Annotated in this window: 10 protein-coding genes; 8 read left to right on the forward strand and 2 right to left on the reverse strand. The window is 33.4% G+C overall.

Going from position 1 to position 12,849, the window contains the following annotated elements; all coding sequences use genetic code 11:
• Positions 1-62: 62 nt before the first annotated feature.
• The 5 genes from AC3ITQ_RS14460 to AC3ITQ_RS14480 all read left to right on the forward strand — a co-directional run bounded on the left by AC3ITQ_RS14460 (position 63) and on the right by AC3ITQ_RS14480 (position 5,425).
• Positions 63-1,301 (forward strand): BamA/TamA family outer membrane protein, encoded by a 1,239-nt coding sequence (locus AC3ITQ_RS14460; protein WP_489234882.1) that lies wholly within the window; start codon positions 63-65, stop codon positions 1,299-1,301.
• Between the two features lie 249 nt (positions 1,302-1,550).
• Positions 1,551-2,225, forward strand: a complete 675-nt coding sequence (locus AC3ITQ_RS14465) for a response regulator transcription factor (protein ID WP_489234883.1) — start codon at positions 1,551-1,553, stop codon at positions 2,223-2,225.
• A 1-nt stretch (position 2,226) separates the two neighbouring features.
• Entirely contained in the window at positions 2,227-3,630 is a 1,404-nt protein-coding gene (locus tag AC3ITQ_RS14470; RefSeq protein WP_489234884.1) for a sensor histidine kinase, read from the forward strand.
• A 77-nt stretch (positions 3,631-3,707) separates the two neighbouring features.
• Positions 3,708-4,430 (forward strand): adenine nucleotide alpha hydrolase family protein, encoded by a 723-nt coding sequence (locus AC3ITQ_RS14475; protein ID WP_489234885.1) that lies wholly within the window; start codon positions 3,708-3,710, stop codon positions 4,428-4,430.
• 47 nt (positions 4,431-4,477) lie between these two features.
• Positions 4,478-5,425 carry a bestrophin family protein gene (locus AC3ITQ_RS14480; RefSeq protein WP_072971068.1) on the forward strand — a complete coding sequence of 316 codons (948 nt, stop codon included), beginning with the start codon at positions 4,478-4,480 and terminating at the stop codon, positions 5,423-5,425.
• A 60-nt stretch (positions 5,426-5,485) separates the two neighbouring features.
• Here AC3ITQ_RS14480 and AC3ITQ_RS14485 read toward each other — a convergent pair whose 3' ends face one another.
• On the reverse strand, positions 5,486-6,904 hold the full coding sequence (locus AC3ITQ_RS14485) for an aminotransferase-like domain-containing protein (protein ID WP_489234886.1): 1,419 nt from the start codon (positions 6,902-6,904) through the stop codon (positions 5,486-5,488).
• Positions 6,905-7,005: 101 nt separating this feature from the next.
• On the opposite strand from AC3ITQ_RS14485, the gene AC3ITQ_RS14490 reads away from it, so the two are divergent.
• Together AC3ITQ_RS14490 and AC3ITQ_RS14495 are read left to right on the forward strand one after the other, a co-directional pair.
• Positions 7,006-7,923 (forward strand): EamA family transporter, encoded by a 918-nt coding sequence (locus tag AC3ITQ_RS14490; protein WP_489234887.1) that lies wholly within the window; start codon positions 7,006-7,008, stop codon positions 7,921-7,923.
• Between the two features lie 144 nt (positions 7,924-8,067).
• Positions 8,068-10,329, forward strand: coding sequence for an acyl-CoA dehydrogenase family protein (locus AC3ITQ_RS14495; protein WP_489234888.1), 2,262 nt, complete (start codon positions 8,068-8,070; stop codon positions 10,327-10,329).
• 278 nt (positions 10,330-10,607) lie between these two features.
• Here AC3ITQ_RS14495 and AC3ITQ_RS14500 read toward each other — a convergent pair whose 3' ends face one another.
• A complete protein-coding gene (locus AC3ITQ_RS14500; protein WP_489234889.1) occupies positions 10,608-10,952 on the reverse strand; it encodes a 5-carboxymethyl-2-hydroxymuconate Delta-isomerase in 345 nt (114 codons plus the stop codon).
• A 209-nt stretch (positions 10,953-11,161) separates the two neighbouring features.
• On the opposite strand from AC3ITQ_RS14500, the gene susR reads away from it, so the two are divergent.
• Positions 11,162-12,802, forward strand: coding sequence for a SusR family glycan utilization regulator (susR, locus tag AC3ITQ_RS14505; protein ID WP_489234890.1), 1,641 nt, complete (start codon positions 11,162-11,164; stop codon positions 12,800-12,802).
• Positions 12,803-12,849: the final 47 nt, after the last annotated feature.

The raw sequence follows: 12,849 nt of genomic DNA on the forward strand, positions 1-12,849 counted from the left end.
TCATTATTTCAAAAAAATAAAACTTTCAGATGGTAAAATTTTTAAAAAATAATTGCTTTCAGATGAAATATAAGATCTTAGTATTATTATTTTTTATTCATTTTGCCTCAATCGCTCAAAACGATTCCATTAATCCAAATATTTGCCCACCCAAAACAATAATAGAAATCTTCAAAAAGAAAGATTCCATTTATGTCGTTAAACCTATAAAAAACAGCTTCTTCTTAATCATTCCGGCCATTGGTTCTCAACCAGCAACAGGGTTTTTTTATGGAGCAGTAGCACAATATACTTTTAAAGGAAAAGAAAAAGCTGATAAATATTCAATTGCCAATGTTGGGATAACTTACACTACGAAAAAGCAATGGCTGGTAAATGTCAAAAACAATATTTTATTAAAAAATAACAGGATATTCTTAAGCGGCGACTATAGAATGTATATATTTTCGCAGCCGAACTACGGATTAGGTACGAATATTATTCCTGCTGCCAGGGACAAACCACAAGGTTTCAGCATTGATTCTATTGCACAGCCAATGGATTATAATTATTTTAAATTTCACCAGGCAGCTTCTTTTGAAGTAAAAAAGAATTTTTATGTTGGTGGTGGAATCAATATTGATTGGTATGCAAATATAGTTGACAAGGAACTCGATTTGGAGAACGGAAAAACCACTTACCATTATGAATATAGCCAAAAATATGGATTTGATAATTCGGAGTATTTCCTTACAGGTGTGAGTCTTAATTTGGTACACGATTCCAGGGATAATCAGGTAAATGCGACACGTGGATGGTTTGCGAACATAAATTATCGTTTTAATCCGGTATTGTTTAAAAATCAGGATAATAGCAATGTTTTGTATGCAGAGTATCGCAATTTTATTCCGCTTTCGCAGAAAAATGAACGTTATATTTTAGCTCTTTGGACCTATGGGCAATTCGTGACAAGGGGAAAAGTTCCTTATTTAAATTTACCTGCTATTGGCTGGGATCAACGCAGTCGAAGTGGAGAAGGGTATACGCAGGGTTTGTTTAGAGGAACAAACTTAGTTTATCTGGCAAGCGAATTCAGGTTTCCAATTACGTGCAATCAAATGTTCAGCGGAGTTGTATTTACGAATTTTGTAACTACAAGTAATCCTGATACTAATACCAAACTTTTTCAGTCCATTCAACCCGCTGCAGGTCTAGGTTTACGAATTTTAATAGATAAAGCAACACGAACCAATTTGATTGTTGATCAGGCATGGGGGAATAGTTCTAAAGGATTCTACCTGAATGCGGGAGAAACTTTCTAAACTAATTTTAGATTTTAGATCGGATCATTTAAAATCTAAATTACAAAGCGATTTCAATGGATATTATTTGAATGAGGAAGAAAAATTCTAAACCTAATTTAAGATAGCAAGATTCGAAATCTACATTCTGAAATCTAAAATCCAAAATTCTCTTCGTTCAACTGTTCATAATAAAATCATAATTTATAAGGATTGAGATTTAGATTTTTAAACTCAATCCTTATTTTTGTTACTCATACAATTATTCAAATGAAATTACTGATAGTCGAAGACGAACCAAATCTCTTATCTATTTTACGTAAAGGATTCGCTGAAAACAACAATGATGTCAGCGTCGCTCTTGATGGTAAAACGGCTTTGGAGATGATTCAGAATTATACTTTTGATGTAGTAATTTTAGATGTAATGCTACCGGATATAAACGGTATTGAAATTTGCAGAAGATTGCGAGCCGACAAAAATTTTGTGCCGGTTTTACTATTGACAGCGCTTGGAACCTCTGAAAATATTGTTACGGGCTTAAATGCCGGCGCAGATGATTATGTGGTAAAACCTTTTAAATTTGGCGAACTCGATGCAAGAGTAAATGCACTTAATCGAAGAGCCAATCAGGAAACTGAAAAAGTAGATTCTATTATAATCAGTGATTTAGAAATTAATAGTAAATCTAAAACAGTTAAAAGAAACGGAGAATCAATTGTTTTAACTGCCAAGGAGTTTAAGTTACTCTATTATTTAGCCAAAAATACGGGTAGAATTGTTTCGCGTGACCAGATTTTAGATAATGTCTGGGATATTAATTTTGATATGAACACCAATGTTGTTGATGTTTACATCAATTATCTAAGAAAAAAAATAGATAAACCTTACACAACCAAACTGATTCATACCATGAAAGGTTTAGGTTACGTTATACAGTCATAAAATGGATATAAGAAAAAAAATCACTTTTACTTATGTTGCACTTTCTACTTTTAGTACACTGTTATTGTGTGTTTTAGTTTTTGTATTGTTTCGTGAAAATAATCGATATCATTTCCTGAAAAGATTAGAAGACAGAGCTAAAATTGTGGCTTCAATTCATTTTCAAAATGATCCTGAAAAGAAAAAATACTATAGCAATCTTAAAAAAAATGGACTGGAAGAACTTATTGAAGAGGAAGAATATGTTCTTAAAATAAACAGTGCCAATAGTTTTGATTATAATACCAAACTAAATTTACCAAATAAATTTTACTCCAATATTCTGGAAACCGGAAAAGACTATTTTGAGGTAAATAGTAAATATTACTTAGGCCAGATTTTTACAGAAAACAATCAAAAATATATTGTTATCGTTGGTGCGCGTGACAAAAGAGGTAAAACCACGACAGTTTATATCGTGAAAATATTGCTTTTTGGCGGAATCGGTTTTGTGATTCTGGCTTTCTTTTTGGGGCGTTTTCTGGCTAAAAAAGTTATTAATCCGGTGGCGAGAATTACAAAAGAGGTAAACAGAATTAGTGCTTCTAATCTTCATAACAGATTACCCGAAGTTAAAAATTCTGATGAAATATCAGATCTTACGCATACTTTTAATGATATGCTGGACCGACTGGAAACTTCATTTGAAATTCAGGCGAACTTTATCAATAATGCTTCTCACGAATTAAAAACACCAATTACGACCATTATTGCCGAGTCTGAAATTATGCTTTTGAAAGAAAGAGCAGTTCCGGAATATATTCAGTCATTGGAGAATATTTACAGCCAGGCTTCAAGATTAGGAAATTTAACTGAAAGTTTGTTGAAGTTAACACAAACCGGTTACGACGGAAAAAAACAAGTTTTAGATATTGCCAGAATTGATGAGTTATTAATGGATGTAAAATCGGATTTGGATAAAATTTATCCGGACAACCGCGTTAGCATCAAACTTAATTTTGCTCCTAAAGATTCTAATCTGCTTTTAATACCGTGTAATAAGCCTCTTTTAGAATTGGCGATCAATAATATTATTACCAACGGAGTTAAATATTCTGACAATAATGAAGTGTTTGTGACGCTTTCTGCCAATAAAGACTGGATTAAAATCAGTATTAATGATATCGGAATCGGAATTCCGCCAGAAGATATTCCGCATTTATATGAACCTTTCTTTAGAGGGAAAATTGCAGCCAAATATATTGGTTATGGTTTAGGACTTCCTTTAGCTTCTAAGATTATCCGTATGCATGATGGCGAGATACAAGTACAATCGGAACAGAATAAAGGAACGATTGTAACAATCATTTTTAAGAAAGACAATACCAAAAAAGCCAACATTAGAAATTCTAATGTTGAATCTTAGGAAATTCTAATTTTAGATTAAGAACCTTCTAATATACGAGCAGTTATTTTGTATGTATAAACTAAACAATTATACATATGAAAAATTTCCTTATACCAACGACTTTAGAAGAAGATACTATCAGCGCTGTAAAATCAGCTGTTAATCAGGCAAAAAATACTAATTGCGAGATTATTCTAATGATGGTTTCAGATACTCCTGATACTTTTTCATCATCACAGTTTTTGCGTGAAATGAGAGTTAGTCTTACTTCAAGTCAGGAACTAGTTCTCGAAACTTGCAGATATATTATCGAACATACTCCAAACTGCAAAATAAAAATTCACAATCAATACGGACTTTCTGCTCCAATTTTTAAAGGAATTATTGAAGCTTTTGATGTAAAATTAGTTGTTCTGCCCAATTCTTATAAACAAGAAACAAAACGAATTCATCAATATCTGATACAATTGGCAGGAAATCAAAAATGCCCGATTTTGCATTTAGGAAACGAAGAATTCAAAGAAGATTTTAATAAAGCACTTTACATTGAAAACGGTAATGCTAATATGCATGTTAAAGATGTTCAGCAGTATTTAAGTGCCAATTTCTCTTTCGAAATTGTTAGCCAAACTTCAAAGTTTGATGATAACTACGAAGAATTTGCTCCTTATTTATCAGAAGCCATTTCAAAATACGATATCGACTTGTTAGTCGAAACACGTAAAGGCGAAAAAATCAAATTCAAAAAAAATAAGAAAGAAAATATCAACGATAGATTAGGACTTCCAGTTTTGTCGCTCTACGAAGAAATGGCGTAAGGCTCATTCCTTCAAAATAAATATAAGTTTAATTAAAAGCCGAAAAGATGTTATTAAAGAAAAGAATTCCAATGAGGTACGTTCTCGGAAAAATTAAAGTAGAATTAGCACTAGTAATTACATACACGATATTATTCGAAATTTTTCATTACTATTTTATAAACCTGCCAGTTGATATTCCAATTGCTATTCCAACAATGATTGGAACTATTATATCCTTATTATTAGCCTTTAAATCAAATCAGGCTTATGACAGATGGTGGGAAGCCCGTATTGTCTGGGGAGCAATTGTAAACGATTCAAGAACCTTAATTCGTCAGGTACTGACATTTTACAAAGATCCTGATTTTTCTGTAGAAGCAAGCGAATTCAAAGAAAATTTCGCCAAAAGACAGATTGCATGGTGTTATAGTTTGGGTCAGGCACTTCGAAATAAAGATGCTATAAAACCGCTTAAAGGTTTGGTAAGTGATGAAGAATTGCAATTTATTAAAAACCATCAAAATATTCCAAACGCGATTTTAATGCTGCACGCAAGAGATCTTAGAAATGCTAAAAATGAGAAAAGCATAAATATGTATCAGCAAGTGGAAATTGACAATACTTTATCAAGATTATGTGATCATATGGGGAAATGTGAAAGAATTAAAAACACCATTTTCCCAACGACATACAGCATGTATATCAGATTAACATTATGTCTGTTTATTTTATTGTTGCCTTTCGGATTGACTAGCGTATTGAGCTGGTTCGCTATTCCGCTTATTACAGCAATTGCAGCAGCTTTCTTTTTAATTGAAAGAATGGCAATTCACCTGCAGGATCCTTTCGAGAACAGACCAACAGATACACCTGTTACTGCTATTGCAAACACGATAGAAAAAAACATAATGCAAATGTTGAATGAATATCAAAGTGAATTTGATATCATTAAAGAGTTTGATCTTAAGCCGGAAACAAAAAAAGTGGAAGCAGACGCTTATTTTGTTTTGTAATTAATGTTGGATTTTGATTTGTTAAAACCAGACAACGTAATTGTTGTCTGGTTTTCTATTTTAATAATGCAGCAGTCTTCCCAATGTTTTGATTGCTTCTCGCAGTTCATTTGTCCAAGGCAAACCAAAACTTAGGCGCATGCAATTGGAGAATTGATCCTGAAAAGAGAAAATTCGACCCGGCGCAATGCTAATATTGTGTTTCATAGCCAAATGATAAAAAGCTGCCGTATCAACATTTTTATCCAATTCGATCCAAAGAAAAAAACCACCTTGTGGCTGACTTACTTTTGTTCCTGTTGGGAAAGATTCGAGAACCGTATTTATATAATTATTACAATTGTGATTCAGGATTTGTCGAATTTTTCGAAGGTGATTTTCATAACGTCCATTTTTCAGGAAATCGCCCACAACTTCATGTGTAATAGTAGGCGAGGAGAGCGTATGGTAAATCTTATTACGCAATATTTGCTTTTTAAATTTCCCCGGTGAAACCCAGCCCACACGATAACCTGGAGCCAATGTTTTAGACACAGAACTGCAGCAAAGAACAATGCCACTTTCGTCATAGGTTTTGCAATTAGTTGGTCGGCTGGAGCCAAAATACAAATCACCGTGAATATCATCTTCAATTAACGGAACATCGTAAAATTCCATCAACTTAACGACTTCCATTTTATGTTCAACTGGCATCATACTTCCGGACGGATTGCTGAAATTACTCATCAACAAACAGAGCTTTATCTTTTTTGTCGCAAGTGCTTTTTTTAAAGCTTCTAGTTCAATTCCGGTAGTCATGTTTGTGGGCAATTCCATTATATATAAACCTAATGACTTAGCCAATTGCAAAATCCCAAAATAGGCAGGACTTTCTGTAATAATAGTATCTCCGGGTTTGGTCAGCGTCATCAAACAATGTGATATCGCACTTGTGCAGCCCGGAGTGGTAATAATGTCATGTTCCGTTAAGGAACCGCCCCAGGTAAAGGACCAACGTGCAATTTCTTTTCTCAAATTAAGATTTCCCTGTACCTGCTCATAACTTGTTCCGCTATTGGGAAGCTGACGTGTGGCCTGAATAATTCCTTTGTTTAATTTAGCAATAGGAAGAAGTTCATTCGAAGGAAAACCCAAAGAAAGCATCGTAATATTGCTATCTGTCATATTACCATAAACCTGATCAATTAAATCTTCACGATCAATATTCTGGCATTTTAAAACAGGACTACTTGGAGAAGGTTCTGTAATAATTCTGGCAGAGGTATTACTCACATAATAACCGGATTGAGGTCTTGATTCAATCAAAGACCTGCTTTCCACTTCATAATAAGCCTTGCTTACGGTACTCATACTGTAACCTGTTTCGGCACAAACTTCACGTATTGAAGGAAGCTTATCGCCAACATTCAAAACGCCCGATTTTATTTGCTTTTCGATGCGATCAGCAAACTGCAGATATAAGTAATTCGAATTTCTCATAAAAAAAAACTGTTATGGTGCAATTTACAAAAACTGTATCTGTATTGCTGTTTTATTTTTAAGAAATTTGCTTTAATAGAAAACTAATCAAATTAATCATCGTGAAAACAACCAAATATTACATAGCAGCCATTACTTGTTTTGCAATCTGGGGATTTTTTAGTCTGGCTTTAAAGCCTATCCATGAATATCCTTCTTTAGATATTTTATTTTACCGCGTTTTTAGCTGTAGTATTTTGATGTTGCTAATTGTTTTTGCTTTTAAGAGAAAAAAAGTATTAGAAACAGTCTCAATTTTTAAGGCGTTATCAGCGTCAGAGAAACGAAAAGCAATTTTATTGAATATTGGCGGAAGTGTTTTTCTGATGTTAAACTGGTTCACCTTTATTTATGTGATGAATCATGTAAGTGTAAAAGCAACATCGCTGGCGTATTTGGTTTGTCCAATTTTGACCACTTTATTGGCTTATTTTCTCTTAAAAGAAAAACTAAGCAAAACACAATGGATTTCTGTCGGACTGAGTGTTTCCGGTTGTTTGTTATTGTCTTACACAGCAATAATGGATATGTTTTTCAGTATTATTATTGGTCTGACATACGCTTCTTATTTAGTAAGCCAGCGTATCAATAAAGGTTTTGATAAGTTTATTACGCTAACGTTTCATATTACCTTGGCAGCCTTATTTTTATTGCCTTTTTATCCGGCATACAGCGGGCCTGTTCCAACCGAATTTAAGTTTTATTTCTGTATCGAAACCATTGCAATTTTGTTTACCATATTTCCTTTGTTCCTGAACCTTTATGCACTTTCAGGCATCAATTCATCAACAGTTGGAATGCTTTTGAATATCAATCCTATGATTGCTTTTTGTTTAGCAAGTTTTGTTTTTCATGAACACATTAGTGCTTTACAAATTGCAGCTTACAGCATCATTTTTATAGCGGTTATCGTTTTTAATTCACACCATATTTTTGCGTTAAAACAGAAATATACCCTGTCGTCTAAAGATTCTATTTAAATGTAATTTGCATACTTTTTATTGGTTTAAAAATAAAATTACCAGAATCTTAACAGGATCTTAAAGCAGGAATGAGTATTTTCATTCCTGCTTTTTTATTGAGCAATATTTAAAACTTTATTCCTAAACCGATTTTGTATTCTTATGAAAAATACCAAGCTCCAAGCCTTTATACCTTTGTTCTATTTAGTGTGGTCCGATGATTTGTTAACTCAAAAAGAGTTTGCTACGATTCAGGAATTTATCAAAACACTAGTGTGGCTTTCGCCCGAAGAAAAAGAACAGCTTCTTTCTAAAGTAGATATTTCAAATCCGCCTTCGCGAAATGAACTCGCACAATGGAAACTGGATATAGAGAAAAGCATTCATAATAAATCATCTATAAAATCTATTTTTGATATTGCAGAGGCACTTTCTGAAAAAGATGTAGACATTTCAACAATAAAACCTGAGTTTACAAAGCTTGAAAATGATCTAGGAATTTTAGGCGAAGAAGTTATTCAGAACTTCAAAACTAAAGCAGATTCTTTTACGGCAAATTCTCAAACGACTTCTAATTTTGATATTCAAAAGATAACAGAACTTTTGGATGGAAATGAAGCTGCTATTATTAAAAGAGTAAAATCGGTGATTTCAAGACCTGAATTTGCTTATGAAACTTCCACCGATATTACTGTTTACCGCCAGACCGTTTACAATTGGTGTAAAATTTTAGCCGAAGAAAACCTCGGAAATATGGCTTATCCAAAACAATATGGAGGAGGAGAAAACATAGCCGATTATTTTGCGATCATGGAAACTTTGAGTTATCATGACTTAAGTTTAGTGATAAAATTTGGTGTTCAGTTTGGTCTTTGGGGAATGAGTGTTCAATCGCTCGGAACCGAGAAACATTATGCTAAATACTTAAAAGATATTGGTTCGTTGAAAATTCCGGGTTGTTTTGCGATGACCGAAACACATCACGGTTCAAACGTAAAAGGATTAGAAACAACTGCAACTTATAATCATAACGAGCAGACTTTTACCATTCATACGCCAAACAAAAATGCTCAAAAAGAATATATTGGCAACGCCGCTGTTCACGGACAAATGGCAACCGTTTTCGCTAAATTAATAATTGATAATCATGATTACGGTGTAAATGCTTTTATAGTTCCGTTGCGTGATACAAACGGAAATACTTTAGACGGTATTACCATTGGCGATTGCGGTCATAAAATGGGTTTAAATGGCGTTGATAACGGAACGATTTCATTTGATAATGTTGTTATTCCGAAAGAAAATATGCTGGATCGTTTTGCTTCAGTCAATGAGAAAGGCGAATTTGAAAGCCCGATTCCGAGTGATAACAGGCGATTTTTTACGATGCTCGGAACTTTGGTTGGAGGCCGAATTGGAATTCCACGTTCTGCATTGGCGGCAGCCAAATCAGGATTGACAATTGCGATTCGTTACAGTGATCAAAGACGACAATTTGGCCCTGAAGGCGGTTCAGAAGTTCCGATCTTAAATTACAGAATGCACCAACGTCGCTTACTTCCGCCCTTGGCAAAAACATATGCGGTTCATTTTGCTTTGCAATATCTGACTAAAAGATTTTTGAATAAAACGGAAGATGAAATGCAGGAAATCGAGGCCTTGGCTGCCGGAATGAAATCGTATTCTACCTGGAGCACCAGAGATATTTTGCAGGAATGCCGCGAGGCTTGTGGCGGAAAAGGATACTTATCTGAAAACAGAATCGATGATTTAAAAAACGACACCGAAATTTATACCACTTTTGAAGGTGATAATACTGTTTTGATGCAGTTAGTCGCCAAAAATCGTTTATCAGAATTCAGAAAAGCATTTGGCGAAATGGGTTCTTTGGGAATTATCAATTATGTCTATGAAAATGCTAAAGTCGCTATTACCGAAAAAAATCCGATAGCAACCCGCAGAACAGATGATGAACATTTGCTGGATGATCAATTTCACTTACAGGCTTTTATTCACAGAGAAAAAACAATTTTGGCCTCAGCAGCACAACGTATTAAAAAATTGGTTGATAATGGTTTAGAGCCTTACGATGCTTTCAATGTGGTACAACACCAAATGATAGATGTTGCTCAGGCGTACTTAGAACGAGTAGTTTTAGAACAATTTCAGGCTGCTATTAAAACGGTTGAGGATGAAAAATCAAAAGAAATCTTGACGAAGCTGAATCAATTATACGCGCTTTCGCAATTAGAAAAAAACAAAGGCTGGTATCTTGAAGATGGTTATATGGAAGCGGTAAAAACTAAAGCAATCCGTAAAATGGTCAACCAGCTTTGTTGGGATATTCGGCCAGATGCAGTAGCACTGGTAAATGCTTTTGATATTCCGGAAAGTTGTTTGGCAGCACCAATTGCTGTTAATTGAAAAGTAAAGAGTAAAGAGTAAAGAGTAAAGAGTAAAGAGTAAAGAAAATAGATCTCGGCTTTGTCAAAGTTTTAAACTTTGACAAAGCTTTTTTATTCGCATTTTTGTCATCCTGACGGAGGAAGGATCACACTAGAAACTCGACAAAGAGTGGCGATGTACTTTGCGGAGCTACAAGTGTGGTCCTTCCTCCGTCAGGATGACAATATTTGGGTTATTTGGCTTTAATTTTTATAACAAATATATAATGATATAAATTTTATTATATCACATCAGCCTTAAATCATCGTTTTATTAAAATAACTCGCCTTCTCAAAATCTTTAATATTTATTGAAATTACTGGGACTTCAGAGAGTATTTCATTCAATTTTGTTACAATCTCTTTTGATAATTTTGCTTTTTGATCGGTATTTCGGCCTTCCATAATATATCCAAATACGTGAATGAAATCATCCAGCGTATTTCCATTATTATAATATGAAAATGGATTGATACGGACTTTAATTTCGGAAGCAATAAAAAGATCGGTTGATAAAGCGGCGTTAAAAACTTCCTGCATAATTTCGTCGGCAGATTTTAATCGGATTACGTTTTCGGAACAATCAATTACAAAATGTGGCATGTTGCTTTAGTTTTAATTAAGGAAATGTTGTTCTAACAAAATTAGAAAAAACATTGCGCAGATTTCTTTAAAATGGGGTTTTTATAAAACGCTTTTTATATTTCTTTTGTTATGAAATTTGGTATTTGGAAAAAGCAGACCTTAATAAATAATTCAAATTAATTGCATCACTTTACTATATTTGTAGGTATCCTTTATCTTTATTTAGTTTGAAAAATTGTTTGTTATTTCTTTTATTGGTTCTTTTAGGAAACCCGGTTCATGCATCAGATAGTACAGATACTATTTTGGATAAGCTAAACGATGCGTTAAAAAATAAACAGCGCTACGTTCAATTGAAAGAAGAACGTATTTTAAACTTCAAAAAAATTAAATCAGACGATTTAACGAAAGAGCAGGAGTACAACTACAACAAAACCTTGTATACAGAATATCAAAAATTCAATTCAGATTCGGCTATCTTTTATGTCAAAAAGAATCTGAAAATTGCCGAAGAACTTCAAAATCAAGATTTATCTAATTTAGCCAAAATACAATTGGTCACGCTTTATTCTTCCTCAGGAAAATATCGGGAATCTGAAGCATTGATAAAAAGTATAGACAAGAAAACTTTGTCAAAGGCTTTGCTTCCTAATTATTATGTAGCGTACCGTGAGTTTTTCGAACATTATGCTGCCAATAGTTATAGTGTTCAATACATGCAGCAAATTCAAAAATACCGCGATTCTCTTTTGATGGTATTAGATCCTAATTCTTTAAATTATAAAATCAATAAAATTCAGCAAGGCATATATCTTAAAAAGAGTGCAGCTGAGAAACAATTAAAAGCTTTACTGGAAAATACTAAAGAAGATAATCTGCAATACGCAATGATTACCTACCTTTTAGGGAGTATTTATGAAAGATCACATCAATTAGAACTGCGAAAAAAATACTATGCGCTTTCTGCTACTGCCGATTTAAAAAATGCCAATAAAGATAATGCTTCACTACAGGAATTGGCGTTAGTTTTTTATGAAATTGGAGATGTCGACATGGCCTATAAATTGACGCAATCGGCGATTGAAGATGCGCTTTATTGTAATGTACAATTTCGTACGCTTTTAATGTCAGAAGTTTATTCGATTATTAATACTGTTTATTCAGAAAGAGAAGCAAAGCGAAAAACAGAACTTCAGCTTTATCTTTTATGCATTAGTTTGTTATCGGCATTTTTGATTGTAGCTGTAATTTACGTTTACAAACAAATGAAAAAGGTATCCAGAATTCGTGGAGAGCTTTATGAAACCAGTCAAAAATTAGCCGAATTAAACAAAGACATTACCGAAACTAACAATCAGTTGCAGGAACGTAACGCCCAGTTATCAGAATCAAATCACATTAAAGAAGAATATATTGCGCATTTCTTCAGTCTGTGTTCGACTTACATTAATAAATTAGAAAATTATCGCATTATCCTTAATAAGAAGGCAACTGCAAAACAATTTGATGAAATTTATAAAATGCTAAAATCAACAACTCTGGTTGATAATGAACTGGAAGAATTGTACAAGAATTTCGATGTTATCTTTTTGAATTTATATCCAACGTTTGTCAAAGACTTTAATGATTTGCTTATTAAAGAAGAACAGATTGTTTTAAAACAAGGTGAATTATTGAATACAGAACTTCGAATTTTTGCACTTATCCGACTTGGGATTACAGACAGTGTAAAAATTGCAGCCTTTCTTCGTTACTCTTTAAGTACTATTTATAACTATCGCACTAGAGCTCGAAATAAAGCGGCGGTTTCCCGAAATGATTTTGAAGAAATGGTCATGAAAATTGGTTTAATCTCATTGAAAATGTAACTATTTATTTTAAATTCACTACTTTTTTTGCCAGTTTTTAAAAATTA

Source organism: Flavobacterium sp. KH_001 (genome assembly GCF_057840745.1).

Bases quoted from the DNA above. Each gene is read 5' to 3' on its own strand.
- AC3ITQ_RS14460 (WP_489234882.1), top strand. From the start codon at position 63: ATGAAATATAAGATCTTAGTATTATTATTTTTTATTCATTTTGCCTCA.
- AC3ITQ_RS14470 (WP_489234884.1), top strand. From the start codon at position 2,227: ATGGATATAAGAAAAAAAATCACTTTTACTTATGTTGCACTTTCTACT.
- AC3ITQ_RS14495 (WP_489234888.1), top strand. From the start codon at position 8,068: ATGAAAAATACCAAGCTCCAAGCCTTTATACCTTTGTTCTATTTAGTG.
- AC3ITQ_RS14480 (WP_072971068.1), top strand. From the start codon at position 4,478: ATGTTATTAAAGAAAAGAATTCCAATGAGGTACGTTCTCGGAAAAATT.
- AC3ITQ_RS14485 (WP_489234886.1), bottom strand. From the start codon at position 6,904: ATGAGAAATTCGAATTACTTATATCTGCAGTTTGCTGATCGCATCGAA.
- AC3ITQ_RS14465 (WP_489234883.1), top strand. From the start codon at position 1,551: ATGAAATTACTGATAGTCGAAGACGAACCAAATCTCTTATCTATTTTA.
- AC3ITQ_RS14500 (WP_489234889.1), bottom strand. From the start codon at position 10,952: ATGCCACATTTTGTAATTGATTGTTCCGAAAACGTAATCCGATTAAAA.
- AC3ITQ_RS14475 (WP_489234885.1), top strand. From the start codon at position 3,708: ATGAAAAATTTCCTTATACCAACGACTTTAGAAGAAGATACTATCAGC.